General features: G+C 72.5%; 11 protein-coding genes. 4 read left to right on the forward strand and 7 right to left on the reverse strand.

Going from position 1 to position 14,816, the window contains the following annotated elements; all coding sequences use genetic code 11:
- Positions 1–159 precede the first annotated feature (159 nt).
- On the reverse strand, positions 160–1,188 hold the full coding sequence (locus HII36_RS46955) for a LacI family DNA-binding transcriptional regulator (protein WP_173529867.1): 1,029 nt from the start codon (positions 1,186–1,188) through the stop codon (positions 160–162).
- Positions 1,172–3,691: a glycoside hydrolase family 3 N-terminal domain-containing protein gene (locus tag HII36_RS46960; RefSeq protein ID WP_173529868.1), complete on the reverse strand. Its 2,520-nt coding sequence runs from the start codon at positions 3,689–3,691 to the stop codon at positions 1,172–1,174. Before HII36_RS46960 ends, HII36_RS46955 begins: the two co-directional genes overlap by 17 nt.
- A gap of 188 nt (positions 3,692–3,879) precedes the next feature.
- On the opposite strand from HII36_RS46960, the gene HII36_RS46965 reads away from it, so the two are divergent.
- The 4 genes from HII36_RS46965 (at position 3,880) to HII36_RS46980 (ending at position 8,291) form a co-directional block, all read left to right on the forward strand.
- Entirely contained in the window at positions 3,880–5,223 is a 1,344-nt protein-coding gene (locus tag HII36_RS46965; RefSeq protein ID WP_328808210.1) for an extracellular solute-binding protein, read from the forward strand.
- Positions 5,220–6,116: a carbohydrate ABC transporter permease gene (locus HII36_RS46970; RefSeq protein WP_173529869.1), complete on the forward strand. Its 897-nt coding sequence runs from the start codon at positions 5,220–5,222 to the stop codon at positions 6,114–6,116. The genes HII36_RS46965 and HII36_RS46970 overlap by 4 nt, the downstream gene beginning before the upstream one ends.
- Before the next feature lies 1 nt (position 6,117).
- Positions 6,118–6,966, forward strand: a complete 849-nt coding sequence (locus HII36_RS46975; RefSeq protein WP_173529870.1) for a carbohydrate ABC transporter permease — start codon at positions 6,118–6,120, stop codon at positions 6,964–6,966.
- 113 nt (positions 6,967–7,079) lie between these two features.
- The gene (locus HII36_RS46980) at positions 7,080–8,291 is read left to right on the forward strand and encodes an FUSC family protein (protein ID WP_173529871.1); all 1,212 of its coding nucleotides are present in this window, start codon (positions 7,080–7,082) and stop codon (positions 8,289–8,291) included.
- Here the strand turns inward: HII36_RS46980 and HII36_RS46985 are convergent.
- The 5 genes from HII36_RS46985 to egtA all read right to left on the reverse strand — a co-directional run bounded on the left by HII36_RS46985 (position 8,288) and on the right by egtA (position 14,144).
- On the reverse strand, positions 8,288–9,706 hold the full coding sequence (locus HII36_RS46985; RefSeq protein ID WP_173529872.1) for a sugar porter family MFS transporter: 1,419 nt from the start codon (positions 9,704–9,706) through the stop codon (positions 8,288–8,290). The genes HII36_RS46980 and HII36_RS46985 overlap by 4 nt on opposite strands.
- A gap of 62 nt (positions 9,707–9,768) precedes the next feature.
- A complete protein-coding gene (gene egtD / locus HII36_RS46990; protein ID WP_328808211.1) occupies positions 9,769–10,752 on the reverse strand; it encodes an L-histidine N(alpha)-methyltransferase in 984 nt (327 codons plus the stop codon).
- Positions 10,753–10,782: 30 nt separating this feature from the next.
- The gene (gene egtC, locus HII36_RS46995; protein ID WP_173529873.1) at positions 10,783–11,511 is read right to left on the reverse strand and encodes an ergothioneine biosynthesis protein EgtC; all 729 of its coding nucleotides are present in this window, start codon (positions 11,509–11,511) and stop codon (positions 10,783–10,785) included.
- Positions 11,512–12,807 carry an ergothioneine biosynthesis protein EgtB gene (gene egtB, locus HII36_RS47000; protein ID WP_173529874.1) on the reverse strand — a complete coding sequence of 432 codons (1,296 nt, stop codon included), beginning with the start codon at positions 12,805–12,807 and terminating at the stop codon, positions 11,512–11,514.
- Positions 12,804–14,144 (reverse strand): ergothioneine biosynthesis glutamate--cysteine ligase EgtA, encoded by a 1,341-nt coding sequence (gene egtA / locus HII36_RS47005; protein ID WP_173529875.1) that lies wholly within the window; start codon positions 14,142–14,144, stop codon positions 12,804–12,806. The genes egtB and egtA overlap by 4 nt, the downstream gene beginning before the upstream one ends.
- Positions 14,145–14,816: the final 672 nt, after the last annotated feature.

Genomic DNA, 14,816 nt, shown 5'->3' on the forward strand with positions numbered 1-14,816 from the left:
CTCGGAATCGGTCACCCCCGAGGGCGGGGCCCAGACGGGCGGCGGCGGTTCGGCCGGGCCGGACGGGCGGCTGCTCGTCGGCGCCGGTCTGGTGCTCCTCCTGGCCGCCGGCACCGGCCTGACCCTGCGCCGCCGCAGACCACCACCCCCGGCGGGCGGCTAGGCGGGCGGCGCCGCGGCGGCGGCGGTGGAGCCGCGGACCACCAGCTCGGTGGCCAGTTCCACGTGGTGCGAGTCGATCTTCTCCCCGGCCGCCAGCCGCAGCGCGGTACGCAGCGCGACGCCGCCCATCTCGCGCAGCGGCTGCCGGACGGTGGTCAGCGGCGGCGAGGCCATGCGGGCGATCTGTGTGTCGTCGAACCCGGCCAGGCTGAGGTCCTCGGGGATGCGCAGCCCGCGCGCCCTGGCCGCCTCGATGACGCCGAGCGCGGTCTCGTCGCTGCCCGCGAAGATCGCCGTCGGCGCGTCGGGCAGGTCGAGCAGCGCCGCGCCGGACTCGACACCGTCGGCGTAGCGGAAGTGCCCGGTACGCACGTATTCGGGCGGCACCGGCACGCCTTCCGCCTCCATCGCCGCCCGGTAGCCGTGCAGCCTGGCCTGGTTGCAGGCGGCGGTGGCCGGGCCGCCGATGTAGGCGATGCGCCGGTGGCCGAGCGCGAGCAGGTGCTGCGTGGCGGCCAGGCCGCCGGCGAAGTTGGTCGAGCCGACGCTGGTCACCAGGGCGCGCGGCAGGTTGAGCGGGTCGATCACGACCAGCGGCAGCCGGGCCTTGGCCAGCGCGCCGAGCTGGGCGCCGCTCAGCTCGCTGGTGACGGCGATCAGCGCCCGGCGCCCGGCGGCGACCAGGTCGCGGGCCCAGGAGCCGGTGCGGTCGGCGGCGGCGCGGATGCTGACGACGACGCCGACGTCCGCCTCGGCCCCGGCCTCGACCGCGCCCTGGATGATCTCGCTGGAGTAGCCGTTGAGATCGGTGTCGAACTGCACCTCGACCGTGTCGAGGCCGACCGCCTCGGCCCGGCGCGGCGCGGGCGCGACGTAGTCGTGCTCCAGCAGCAGCGACTGCACCAGCGACCGGGTGGCCGGCGCGACGTCGCTGCGCCCGTTGAGCACCTTGGACACGGTCGCGACCGACACGCCCGCGGACGCCGCGACGGTGGCCAGCGTGGCCCGTCTAGGACTGGCCGTCATCCTTCTCCCCCCGCTGCCCGGCATCGTCATCCCCCTGATGGTCGGCTCTCTCCCCGTCCGTGCCGACGTGCACCGGCGTGGTCAGGCGCCGACCGCGGCCGACGACCCGTTCCTGACCGGTCAGGCGTACCAGGGCGCGGCACGGCAGGTCGGCGGCCGAGGTGCCGACGAGCACCTCGATCTCGCCGGGCTCGACCACGCGCCGCAGGTCGCGCCCGGTGAAGGCGGTGCGGTCGGCGTGGACGTCGAAGCGCACCCGGGTGCTCGCGCCGGCGTCGAGCCGCACCCGCGCGAACCCGGCCAGCTGCTTCACCGGCCTGGTGACCTGGGCGAGCACGTCGTGCAGATACAGCTGCACGACCTCGTCGCCCGCTCTGCCGCCGGTGTTGCGCACCAGCACCGACACGCTGAACTCGCCGTCGGTCGGCACCTCGGCGGCGCTGACGCGCAGGTCGCCCAGCTCGAACGTGGTGTAGGAGGCGCCGTGGCCGAACGGGAACAGCGGCGCCGGGTCGAGGTTGCTGATGCCGTTGCCTTCGGCGCCCAGCGGCGGCTGCGGATAGGTGCCCGGCTGCCCACCCGCCCCGCGGGGGATCTGCACGGGAAGCTTGCCTCCTGGCTGGACACGACCTGACAGTATACCGGAGATCGCCGCGCCGCCCTCTTCACCAGGCATGAAGGCCTGCACCAGCCCGGCGGCGCGGGCGTGCACGTCACCCAGCGCGTACGGCCGGCCGGAGACGACGACTACGACCAGCGGCGTGCCCGCGCCGGCCAGTTCGGCGAGCAGGTCGGGCTGGACGCCGGGCAGCCGCAGGTCCTCGGCGTCGCAGCCCTCGCCCGAGGTGCCCTGGCCGAACAGCCCGGCCAGGTCGCCGACGACGGCCACGCACAGGTCGGCCGCGCGGGCGGCGGCGACGGCGGCGGGGAAGCCGGAGCGGTCGTCGCCCCGCACGTCGCAGCCCCGCTCGTGGACGATCTCGGCGCCGGGCAGCTCGGCCCGCAGCGCGTCGAGCAGGCTGGGCACGTCGATGCCGAGCCCCAGGTCGGGGTGCCTGGGCAGGATGTGGTTGGGGAAGGAGTAGCAGCCCAGGAACGTGCGCGGCTCGTCGGCGCACGGGCCGACCAGGGCGATCGTGCCCGGCGCGGGGCGTCCTTCGGCCAGCAGCGGCAGCGCGGTGCCCGCGTCGAGCAGCACGATTGAGCGCTCGGCCAGTTCGCGGGCCAGCTCCCGGTTGGCGGGCGGGTCGAGGTCGAGCCCGGCCGCGCCGGACACCGACGACTCGGGGCTCCAGTCCGGGTCGAGCAGCCCGAGCTGCACCTTCTGGGTGAGCACCCGGCGCGCGGCCCGGTCGATCAGGGCCTCGTCCAGTTCGCCCCGGCGCACCCGTTCGGCCAGGTGCGGGCCGAAGCCGAGCGTGTCGGGCAGCTCCACGTCGACGCCCGCGCGCAGGGCCAGCACGCCGGCCTCGCCGCTGTCGGCGGCGACCCGGTGCATGGTGGCCAGGAACGGCACCGCCCAGTAGTCGGAGACGACGGTCCCGGTGAAGCCCCATTCGTCGCGCAGCACGTCGGTCAGCAGCCAGGGGTCGGCGCCGGACGGGACGCCGTCCACGTCGCAGTAGGAGTTCATCACCGAGCGGGCGCCGCCTTCGGCGATGGCGAGCTCGAACGGCGGCAGGATCATGTCGATCAGCTCGCGGCGGCCCATCGGCACCGGGCCGTGGTTGCGTGCCGCCCTGGCGGCCGAGTAGCCGGCGAAGTGCTTGAGCGTGGCGACCACGCCGGCGTCCTCCAGCCCGCGCACGTAGGCGGCGCCGAGCATCGACACCAGGTACGGGTCCTCGCCCAGCGTCTCCTCGACCCGGCCCCAGCGGTAGTCGCGCACGACGTCCAGGACCGGGGAGAGCCCCTGGTGGACGCCGGCGGCGCGCAGGTCGCGCCCGATCGCCGCGGCCATGCGCTCGACCAGGCCGGGGTCGAACGTGGCCGCCCAGGCCAGCGCGGTCGGGTAGACGGTGGCGCCGTAGGCGGTGAAGCCGGTCAGGCATTCCTCGTGGACGATGGCCGGGATGCCGAGCCTGGAGCGTTCGACGACCTCGCGCTGCAGCCTGACCACCTCGGCGGCGCCGTCGGCCACGCTCAGCGGGACGCTGCCGTACACCCGGGTGAGCTGCCCGAGCCCGTGCCTGCTGGCCTGCTCGAAGGGGACGGTGCCGGAGGCGGCGAAGACGTCCTGCATGGGCGCGACGTTGTGCGGGCCGTCCCCCGGGTCGGAAGCGGACTCGTCAGCGGGCTCGGCAGCGGGCTCGGGGTCGGGCTCGGGGTCGGGCTCGGGGGCCCGCATGTCGTTGCCCACCCATCGGCTGCCGAGCTGGGCGATCTTCTCCTCCAGGGTCAGCTCGCCGAGAAGCGCCTCGACCCGTTCGGCCACGGGCAGCGCCGAGTCGTGCCACGGGCGAAGGACCCGGTCCGCCGGGGGAGTCCGATCTAGCGCCGTCATCTGCCGCTCTCCTTAAACGCCGGATCCGCATCGCAAGTTTTTCGAAATATTTCGAGCTGCGCCAGAGGTACTGTACACGTGCCAAGCCCGTTATCCCCAGGCCCTTGACACACCTCCGACCGAAACTTAGATTGCGAGCCGCGCGGTCATGTCGAAAAGTTTCGACGGGATGACTCAAGGAGATCAGCGTGGAGCCCAGGACACCCTCTCGCCGCACCTTCCTCAGCCTCTCCATGGGTCTGCCCCTGGGAGCCGCGCTCGCCGCCTGCGGCAGCTCGGGCCCGAGCAGGCCCGGCGGCGGCGCCGCGAGCGGTGGCGGCGCCAAGGCCACGTACTGGTACCTGTCGGGAATGCCGCAGGAAGGCGTGCGCACCGCCGCCGTCGACCGGTTCAACCAGGCCAACCCGACCGGCCAGATCGCCGGCACCACCTTCCAGAACGACGCGTACAAGACGAAGATCAAGACGGCGCTCGGCGCCGGGCAGGCCCCTACCCTGATCTGGGGCTGGGGCGGCGGCACGCTGCGCAGCTACGTGCAGGCCGGCCAGGTCGAGGACCTGACGCCGTGGTTCGGGCAGAACGCGGCCGTCAAGGACCGGCTGTTCCCCTCGTCGTTCGGCGCGGCCACGATCGACGGCAAGATCTACGCGATGCCGTGCGAGACCGTCCAGCCGATCGTGCTGTTCTACAACAAGAAGGCGTTCGAGCAGATCGGCGCGCAGCCCCCGCAGACGTGGGGCGACATCATGGACCTGGTGCCCAAGTTCACCGCCAAGGGCATCGCGCCGTTCTCGCTCGGCGGCCAGTCGCGCTGGACGAACATGATGTGGCTGGAGTTCCTGTTCGACCGCATCGCCGGTCCCGAGGTGTTCCAGGCCGTGTTCGACGGCCAGAAGGACGCCTGGTCGCACCCGGCCGCGCTCGACGCGCTGGCCAAGACGCAGGAGCTGATCAAGGCCGGTGGCTTCATCAAGGGCTTCTCGTCGATCACCGCAGACTCCAACGCCGACCAGGCGCTGCTGTACACCGGCAAGGCCGCGATGATGCTGCACGGCTCGTGGACGTACGGGATGATGTCCGCCGACGGCGGCGACTTCGTCCCCGGCGGGAGCCTCGGCTTCATGAACTTCCCGCCGGTCGACGGCGGCAAGGGCGACCCGAGCAACACCGTCGGCAACCCCGGCCAGTACCTGTCGATCTCGGCCAAGGCGAGCCCCGAGCAGAAGGAGATCGCCAAGCGGTTCTTCGCCACCGGAGTGCTCGCCGACGCCGAGGCCAAGCAGTGGGTCGACACCGGCGCGGTGCCGATCGTCAAGAGCGCCGAGGGCCTGCTCGCCGCCTCCAAGGACGCCGCCTGGCTGCAGTTCGTCTACGGCGTGGCGAGCAACGCCAAGTCCTTCGCCCAGTCCTGGGACCAGGCGCTCAGCCCGACCGCGGCCGAGGTGCTGCTCGACAACATCGCCAAGCTGTTCCAGCTCTCGATCTCGCCGCAGCAGTTCGCGACCAACATGAACGCGGTCATCGGCAAGTGAGCGCCCTCTCCACCAGGGGCGGCGGCACGCGCGGCGCGCTCGGCTGGCTGGCCGCGCCCGCGCTGCTGCTGTTCACCGGCTTCGGCGTGATCCCGCTGGTCGGGGTGCTGGCGCTGAGCTTCACCACCTGGGACGGGATCGGCGACATCCACCTGTCCGGGCTGACGAGCTGGCGGGCGGTGCTCGCGGACCCCGGGCTGCCGCACGCGCTGTGGGTGACGTTCCTGGTGATGGCGGTGTCGTGGGCGGTGCAGACGCCGGCCAGCGTGCTGCTCGGGGTGTTCCTGGCCGGGGCGCAGCGCTACCGCGCGGTGCTGTCCGTGTTGTACTTCATCCCGCTGCTGCTCAGCTCGGCGGCCATCGCGGTCACGTACGAGGCGCTGCTCGACCCGAACTTCGGGCTCGGCGCCGGGCTGGGCGTCGAGCTGCTGGCGCAGGACTGGCTCGGCGAGCCGTGGCTGGCCTTCGGTGTGATCATCTTCGTGGTGTCGTGGCAGTTCATCCCGTTCCACTCGCTGATCTACCAGGGCGGCGTGCGCCAGATCCCGCGCTCGATGTACGAGGCCGCGCAGCTCGACGGCGCCGGCCGGGTCAGGATGTTCTTCAGCATCACGCTGCCGCAGCTCAAGTACACGATCATCACGTCGTCCACGCTCATGGTGGTGGGGTCGCTGACCTTCTTCGACCTGATCTTCGTACTGACCGCGGGCGGCCCCGGTGACGCCACCCGGGTGCTGGCCCTGGACATGTACAAGCGCGGCTTCCAGGCCAACCTGATGGGGCCGGCCAGCGCGATCGCGGTCATCCTCGTCCTGGTCGGCCTGGCCCTGGCGCTGCTGCTGCGCAGGCTCGGCGGCGGCAGGTCCGACACCAGCCAGCTGGAAGGCGCCTGAGATGGCGGCAGGCGGGCGGCGGGCCGCGGCCGAGCGGCGCAACTGGCCGGCCGGCCTGGCCGGGTGGCTCTGGCTGGCGATCGTGATCGTGCCGATCTACTGGATCGTCATCACCAGCTTCAAGACGCAGAGCACCTACTACGTGACCAACCCGCTGGCGCCGCCGGCCGAGCCGACGCTGGAGGCCTACCGGCTGGTCATCGAGTCCGATTTCGCGCTGTACTTCCTCAACAGCGTCGTCGCCACCGCCGGCGCGGTGGTGCCGGCCGTGGCGGTGTCGTTCATGGCGGCGTACGCGATCGTCCGTGCCGGGGCCGCGAGCAGGTTCCTGCGCGGAGTGAACGCGCTGTTCCTGATGGGCCTGGCCATCCCGCTGCAGGCCACGGTCATCCCGATCTATCTGATCATCATCAGGTTGCACCTGTACGACACGCTGCTCGCGCTGATCCTGCCGTCGATCGCGTTCGCGATCCCGCTGTCGGTGCTGGTGCTGTCGAACTTCATCCGCGACGTGCCCAAGGAGCTGTTCGAGTCGATGCGGCTGGACGGCGCCACCGAATGGGGCATGCTCTGGCGGCTGGCGCTCCCGCTGACCCGGCCGGCCGTGGTCACCGTGAGCATCTACAACGCGCTGACCATCTGGAACGGCTTCCTGCTGCCGCTGATCCTGACCCAGAGCCCGGACAAGCGCACGCTGCCGCTGGCCCTGTGGACCTTCCAGGGCCAGTACAGCGTGAACGTGCCGGCCGTGCTCGCCTCCGTGGTGCTCACCTCGCTGCCCATCCTCCTGCTGTACGTGGTCGGCCGCCGTCAGCTCCTCGCGGGCCTGACCGCGGGCTTCGGCAAATGACCTGACGACGGACGCGGCGGCTCCGTACCGCGGTCATCCCTTGGTCATCAATGCCCGAAGCCCCGGGTGCGTGACGTCGTACGGCGGCTCTCACCTGCGAGCATGCCGGGATCATGGAGAAGGAGTCCGAGCGGATCGAGCAGCAGGCCGAGTCGCCGTTCACGCGGATCCTGGCCGGCGGCGAGCAGGTGCTCGACGAGGTGCGCAGCCGGGGCCTGCGCACCTGGCTGGAGAACGAGCGCGAGCAGGTCGCCCAGACGATCAAGGTGACGGCCACCTGCGTGTTCGCCTGGTGGCTGGCCGCCGACGTGCTCAAGCTGGAAACGCCGGTCCTGGTGCCGACCGGCGTGCTCGTGGTGGTCTCCGCGACCGCCTACAGCACGGTCGTGCGCGGCGTGCAGCAGATCGGCGCGGTGGTCACCGGCGTGTGCGCGGCCGTCCTGCTGAGCTGGGTCCTGGGTGGGGCCAACGGGCTGACGCTGGGCATCCTGGTCCTGGCCGGGCTGGTGCTGAGCAGGCTGCTGAACCTGCCCGCGCGGAACGTGCAGGTCCCCACCACCGCCCTGCTCGTGCTCACGCTGGGCGAGGCCGCCGGTTACGAGCGGCTGGCCGACCTGCTGCTCGGGGCGCTGATCGGGGTGGTGTCGAACCTGATCATCCTGCCGCCCCGGTTCGTCAAACAGGCCACGCACGACCTGCGCGACCTGTCGTGCGAGCTGGCCGACCTGACCGCCGACATGAGCCAGGGCCTGGCCGGCGACTGGGACGAGGACGTCGCCAACGACTGGCTCGACCAGGCGCGCGGGCTGTCACGGCGGGTGGACGAGACCAAGGAGGCCGCCGACAAGGCCGCCGAATCCGTGCGGCTGGCGCTGCGCAGGCACCGGTACGAGCGGCGGCTGCGGCAGGTCGCCGAGGCCGGCACCTGCCTGGAACACGCCTGCAACCAGATACGCAGCATCGCCCGCGCGCTCAACGACCTGCTGGCCGGGGTGCGCGGACTGCCGGGCAGCCGGGTGCTGCCGCTGCCCGCCGCGCTCTCCGACGAGCTCGAATCGATCTCCCGGGTCTTCCGCGCGTTCGCCGGGCTGCAGGTCAGGCGCGATCGCGCGGAGAACCTGGCGGCGCTGTGCCAGGCACTGGACGACGGCGCGGCACACCAGCGTCGCCTGGCCGAGGCGTTCGACGACGCCTCGCCGGTGGAGCTGCGCGCGCTCTACGGCGCGATCCAGGACGAATGCGCCCGCGTCCGGCACGAGTTCGACCCGGATAACGGCCCGCACCAGTCGGCCTACCCGCCCATGCGCAGGAAGCGGGACGCCTAACCGCGGCCGTGCCCGTGACCGAAGCGGGCCTGGAGGTCGTCGTCGACCTCGCTGAAGTCGCGTCCCTTCGTCTCCGGCACGAAGCGCGCGACGAACAGGGCGCCGATCAGCGAGACCACCGCGAAGATCCAGAACGTCGGCCCCTGCCCGAGCGCGTTCGCCACCGGCAGGAACACCAGGCTGACCACGAAGTTCGAGGCCCAGTTCACCGCCGTGGACGCGCTGGAGCCGCCGGCGCGCGCCCGCGGCGGGAAGATCTCCCCGATCAGCGCCCAGAACACCGGCCCGAGCCCGACGGCGTACGAGGCGATGTAGAGCACCATGAACGCCAGCGACGCCACCGGGCTCCAGCCGGCCGCGAACGACAACCCGAGCAGCACCAGCGTCACGGCCATCGCGGACAGCGAGCCGACCAGCAGCACGCGGCGGCCCGCCCGGTCGATCAGCTTGATCGCCACCAGCGTCATGGTCAGGTTGATCACGCCGATCGCGATCGAGTAGAAGATCGCGTTGGACGCGGTGAGCCCGGTCTGCTCGATGATGGTGGGCGCGTAGTAGATGATCGTGTTGATGCCGCCGAACTGCTGGATCGCCGCCAGCGTCAGTCCGACGATCAGCGCGGGCCGCACCGCCGGCCCCAGCAGTTCCCGCCAGCCGGTCTTCCGGTCGTCGTTCGCCGAGCCGGATTCCCGATGTCGCTCGAACCGCTCGACCAGCTGGTCGGCGGTGGCCTGGTTGGCGACCGAGGTGATCATGGCGCGGGCCTGGTCCTTCCGGCCGTGCACCAGCGACCAGGCGGGCGACTCCGGCACCAGGAACAGCGAGGCCAACACCATCACCAGCGCGGGCAGCGCGCCCACCGCGATCATCGCCCGCCAGTTCCCCGCCCCGGAGAAGGCCAGGTTCACCAGGTACGCGATCAGGATGCCGACGGTGATCAGCAGCTGGTTGAGCGTCAGCACCCGCCCCCTGATCTCCTTGGGCGCGATCTCGGACAGGTAGACGGGCACGGTGGCGGAGGCCGCGCCCACCGCGAGCCCGAGCACGAGCCTGGCCGCGATGAGTGTCCCGTAGCCGGTCGAGAACACCGCCAGCGCCGTACCGGCCAGGAACACCAGCCCTTCGAGCCCCAGAATCCGCCTGCGCCCGATCCTGTCGGCGATGCGGCCGGAACCGAGCGCGCCGATCATCGAGCCGAGCACCAGCACGCTGACCACGCTGCCCTGCTCGAACGAGTTCAGGTGGAAGTCCGACCTGATGTACAGCAGCGCGCCGGAGATCACCCCGGTGTCGAAGCCGAATAGGAAGCCGCCGACCGCGATCAGCACCGCCCAGCGCCAGATCCTGTGCTTGCCTTTCGCGGGAACCTCGGCCAGCGGCCCCTGGGTGCCGGGAGCGGCGGAGAACCCCTGCATGTCATGCCTTTCCGGACGACGCTCAGGGGGTTCCGCGGCTAGACGTACCCGTCAGGTTCGGCTCATACCCGGGCCAGGACCAGGCTGAAGTCCCCGGTCGGGTCGGTGAGCCAGCGGCTCACCTCGAACCCGGCCGACTCCAGCTCGGCCCGCAGCCCCTCGGGGCGGAACTTGGCGCTGATCTCGGTCCGCGTCTCCTCCCCCGCCGCGAAGTCGACGGTCAGGCCGAGCGCGCCGAGCCGCACCCGCATGTCGCGGGTGGCGCGCAGCCGCATCTCGATCCAGTCTCGGCGCTCGTCGTACAGCGCGACGTGCTCGAACGCGTCCGGGTCGAAGTCGGCCGCCAGCTCCCGGTTGACGACGCGCAGCACGTTGCGGTTGAACGCGGCCGTCACCCCGGCCGCGTCGTCGTAGGCGGCGACCAGCCGGGCGGTGTCCTTGACCAGGTCCGCGCCGAGCAGGAACGTGTCGCCCGGGCGGAGCGTCTCGCGCACCTCCTTCATGAACACCTCGCGGGCGGCCGGCTCCAGGTTGCCGATCGTGCCGCCGAGGAAGGCCACCATCCGCCTGCCGGTGCGCGGCAGCAGCTTGAGATGGCGTTCGAAGTCGGCGCACACCGCGTGCACGGCCAGCTCGGGGAAACGGCCGGTGAGCCGGTGCGCGGCCGCGGAGAGCGTGACCGCGTCGACGTCCACCGGCGTGTACGTGCGCAGCGTGCCCGCCGCGGTGAGCGCGTCGAGCAGCAGCACGGTCTTCTCACTGGTGCCCGAGCCCAGCTCGACCAGCGTGTCCGCGCCGCACGCGGCGGCGATGCCGGCCGCCTCGGCCCGCAGGATGGCCAGTTCGCGCCTGGTCGGGTAGTACTCGGGCAACCGGGTGATCCGCGCGAACAGGTCGCTGCCCGCCTCGTCGTAGAACCACTTGGGCGGCAGCCATTTAGGGGTGGCGGTCAGTCCGATGCGGACGTCGTGTTCGAGCGCCTGGCGCAGATAGTCACGGTCGAGATGGTTGATCACACGCACGGTCGACTGGCTGCTGACGGGCACGGGGCCTCCTGGAGTCTGCTGAGGTGGGGATCACAGCGGCTGGACGCGTACGCCGCCGCCGGGCGAGACGAGCAGCAGGCTGCGCGCGGGCACGGCCTGCCAGCCCGGCCGGTCGTGCAGCGGCTCGCTGGCCACCAGCACCCCGCCGGACCGGTCGTCGAGATGGAAGAACAAGGTGTCGCCCCAGACGGTCGCGGCGAGCGACGCGCCGTCGGCGGCGAGCAGGTTGAGCCTGGCCGCGGGGTCCTTCTCCCCCGCGCGCGACACGACCTCGGCCAGCGCCTCGCCCAGGTCCAGCCCGGCGCGCCTGCGCAGGAACACCGCCGCGGCCACCCACGCCGCGTCGCACGTGCTCTCCGCCCTGGCGGCCAGGTCCTCGCCCAGGTCCGCCAGCGCGTCCCTGGCCACGCGGCCGTTGTGGCTGAGCAGCCAGGTGCCCTCGGTGAACGGCGCGGTGGCCGTCTCCTCGATGGGCATCCCGGCCGTGGCCGAGCGCACCGCGGCCAGCAGGCAGTGCGAGCGCGCGACCTGCGCCAGCGCGGGCAGGTTCGCGTCCGACCAGATCGGCACGGTACGCCGGTAGCGCACCGGCTCGGCCCGTGCCTCGTTGTACCAGCCCACGCCGAAGCCGTCGGCGTTGATCATGCCGTGGCGCTGGTGCCTGGGCGCGTACGACTGCTTGAGCAGGCCGTGCTCCGGCTCGTCGATCAGCGAGGTGAGCGGCTGCCGCGTGCCGAGCCAGGCCGCGTGCCGGCACATCTAGGTCAGCTCCGCGGTACGGGCGCAGCGGAAGCCGGTGAAGATCTGCCGGCGGATCGGGTAGTCCCAGTTCCTGAACGTGGTGCGCACCGCCGCCGGGTCCGCCGCCCACGAGCCGCCGCGCAGCACCCGGTACTCCTGGCCGAAGAACACCTCGCTGTACTCCCGGTAGGGGAAGCTGCGAAAGCCCGGGTAGGGCTGGAACCAGGAGCTCGTCCACTCCCAGACGTCGCCGATCATCTGCTCGGCCCCGTACGCGCTGGCCCCGGCCGGGTAGGCGCCCAGCGGCGCCGGCCTGGCCGCGCGGTGGCCGAGGTTGGCCAGGTCCCGGGTCGGTTCCTGCTCGCCCCACGGGTAGCGGCGCGCGCGCCCGGCCTCCGGGTCCCAGCCGCAGGCCTTCTCCCACTCGGCCTCGGTCGGCAGCCGCTTGCCCGCCCAGTGGGCGTAGGCGTCGGCCTCGTACCAGGAGACGTGCTGGACCGGCTCGTCCATCGGGACCGGCTCGGTGCGGCCGAAGCGGGTGCGCCACCAGGCGCCGCCGTCCCGCGCCCAGAACAGCGGCGCCGACACGCCGCGCCGCGCGCGCCACGCCCAGCCCTCCGCCGTCCACCAGCGCGGGTCGTCGTAGCCGCCCTCGTCGACGAACGCGGCGTAGGCGGCGTTCCCGACCGGGAGCCGGTCGATCCAGTACGCCGGCAGCTCCACCTGGTACGCCGGCCGTTCGTTGTCGTAGGCCCAGGCCAGCGTGCTGGTGCCCATCCGGAACGGGCCGGCCGGGACCAGCACCTCGTCCGGGCCGCCCGTCCTGCCCGGCGGCAGGGCGCCGTCACGCACCAGGCCGGGCTGGCCGGACAGCTGCCAGGTGGCCAGCATGGTCTCGTCGTGCTGGTGCTCATGCTGGATGACCAGGCCGAACACGAAACCGTCGCGGTGCAGCGGCGACCTGCTCTCCAGGTCGATGGCGTCCAGGACGTCGAGCACCCGGCCGCGTACGCCCTCGATGTAGCGCCGGGCCTCGGCCGGGCCCAGGATGGGCAGGCTGGGACGGTCCTTGCGGGGGTGCTTGAACGCGTCGTACAGGTCGTCGATCTCGGGGCGTAGCGGGGTGATGCCGGCGGCCTCGCGCAACACCCACAGTTCCTCGTAGTTGCCGATGTGCGCCAGGTCCCACACCAGGGGGGACATCAGGGGGGAGTGCTGGCGTACCAGCAGGTCGTCCTCCGCGTCGGTGTAGGCCAGCGAACGGTCGCGCACCGCGATGAGCTCGGCGGCGATACGTTCTTTGATGTCGTTCATTCCCGTCCTTTTCCGATCAGCCCTTGTGCGGTCAGCCCTTGTGCGGCCGGGCCGTGTTCGGCCGGGTTTCGGCCGGTCAGCGCCTGCCCGGTCAGCCCTTGCTCGGTCAGCCCTTGCTCGGTCAGCCAGGTCGGCAGGGGGCGGCCCGGTCGTGTCATCAGGTCCATCAGGTCGGCGGCGGGTGAGCGTCCGGTGCTCACGTGCCTGTCGGCGAAGGCGGCCACCTCGCCGCACAGCGCGGCCGTCGCGCCCAGGCGGGGCAGCGCCTCGGCGGCGGCGCGGAAACCCGCCTCGGCCGCCCGGCGCAGCCGCGGCTCGGCCAGCCCGCAGCGCGCGGCCTCGGTCCACAGGTCGCGGCACGGCTCGGCGGCCGCCAGCGCGGCGTCCGCGGCCCGGTCGTCGGTGATGAGCGCGTGGGTCACCGCCGCGCACACCGGCCACCGGTCCGGGTGCTGGGCGTCGAGGTAACGGATCTCCAGCCAGCCGCGCGGACGCACCACCGGGAAGACGGTGGTGGCGTGGTAGGCCAGGTCGTCCAGGGTGGGCGGACGCTCGCGGGAGTCCAGCCAGTCGCGGAAGGTGGAGCCGTCGCGTACCGGGTGGAAGTCACCCTCGTCCGCGCGTTTCAGCATGACCCGGGCGTCCAGCAGGTATTCCGCCCAGTCGGCGGCCGGGTCGCCGGTTCCCGCGCGGGGGACGGGGGCCGTCCTGGTGTGGTCGAGGTGCGCCCAGACCGCCTGGCGGCCGGACATCCACCCGCACGGCCGTCCGCCGCTCAGCGGCGAGTTGGCGAACGCGGCGGTCAGCACGGGACCCAGCAGGTGCGCCCGCTCCCACCGCACCTCCGGCCGCTCCCCCAGGTCCAGGTTGACCTGGATGGAGGCGGTCGAACACATCATCAGCGGCCCGTACGGGGTGCCGAGGAACTCGGCCATCGCCTCGTACCTGGGCCGGCGTAACAGGCGGCGGGCCGGGCGCAGCGGATCGAGCCCCACGCCGGCCAGCACCAGCCCCGCCTCGTCCAGTGCCGCCCGGACGGCCGCCACGTCAGCGGCCAGCGCCTCGACGGCGACGGGCAGCGGGCCCGCGGGTCCGGACAGCTCGAGCTGCCCGCCCGGTTCGTACGTCACCCGGCTGCCCCCCGGCAGCGCGGGCATCGCCCGCTCCAGCCGGTCGATCGGAACATGCCGGTCGGCCGACTCCCGGTCGTAAACCAGGAACTCCAGCTCGACACCGACCTGGTCGGTGGTGGTGCTCGGCAGGAAGCACTGGCGGGCGAAATCCGCCACTTCGGAGGCGTCCCGGAGCGGCGTGCCCTCGGCGGTCAGACCGATCATCGTCTCTCCCTCGCGCGGCGCATGGATCTACAGACCCGCGAGGAAGGCGATCGTTACAGCAATCCACGAAACCAACCCTGAGATGGTTGAGGAAGCGAGACCACGCTGATGGCAACGAGGGCGACAGCGTCGCCGACGCCACCCGGGCGAGGCGCACGGCCGGAACGCACAGGCCGAACGCACAGGCCGAACGCACGGGCGGAACGCACAGGCGTGTGGCTGGGGCGCACGGCCGCAGAGCGTGGGCGACGAAGTGCCAGCCCCAGGACGAGACACGTAGGCACGGCGTACCAGCGCCGAACGAGCGGGGCGTGAAGGCGTGCGGGTGGTGGCCCACAGGCAGGAGACGCGCGGGCGGCACACGCGGCGGCGCGCATGGTGGCGCTCGTGGACCGCGGGTGGCGCGTATGGGTTGGCGGCGTGGCAGGGGCCGGGCCGCATGAGCGGGGCCCGGAGGCAGGGGCGTGCGGGCGGCACACGCGAGTGGCACACGCGGGTGGCGCGCGTGGGTGCCGGACGCGGGTGGCGCGTGGGTGGCGCGCGGGGTGACCGCACGTGGGTGACCGCACGTGGGTGGCGGCGTGGCCGTGCCGTCTGGCCGGGCATCGGCGGCGTGCGTAAGCGGCCGAGCGACGCGAGCATGCGGTGCGTGGTGGAGGGGCGCGGTGGAGG

Origin of the sequence: Nonomuraea antri, from assembly GCF_013283785.1 — a bacterium.
Lineage (GTDB): Bacteria > Actinomycetota > Actinomycetes > Streptosporangiales > Streptosporangiaceae > Nonomuraea > Nonomuraea antri.

Coding starts and splice junctions, on each gene's coding strand:
- HII36_RS46955 (WP_173529867.1), bottom strand. CDS start 1,188: ATGACGGCCAGTCCTAGACGGGCCACGCTGGCCACCGTCGCGGCGTCC.
- HII36_RS46980 (WP_173529871.1), top strand. CDS start 7,080: ATGGAGAAGGAGTCCGAGCGGATCGAGCAGCAGGCCGAGTCGCCGTTC.
- HII36_RS46975 (WP_173529870.1), top strand. CDS start 6,118: ATGGCGGCAGGCGGGCGGCGGGCCGCGGCCGAGCGGCGCAACTGGCCG.
- egtB (WP_173529874.1), bottom strand. CDS start 12,807: ATGAACGACATCAAAGAACGTATCGCCGCCGAGCTCATCGCGGTGCGC.
- egtA (WP_173529875.1), bottom strand. CDS start 14,144: ATGATCGGTCTGACCGCCGAGGGCACGCCGCTCCGGGACGCCTCCGAA.
- HII36_RS46960 (WP_173529868.1), bottom strand. CDS start 3,691: ATGACGGCGCTAGATCGGACTCCCCCGGCGGACCGGGTCCTTCGCCCG.
- egtC (WP_173529873.1), bottom strand. CDS start 11,511: ATGTGCCGGCACGCGGCCTGGCTCGGCACGCGGCAGCCGCTCACCTCG.
- HII36_RS46985 (WP_173529872.1), bottom strand. CDS start 9,706: ATGCAGGGGTTCTCCGCCGCTCCCGGCACCCAGGGGCCGCTGGCCGAG.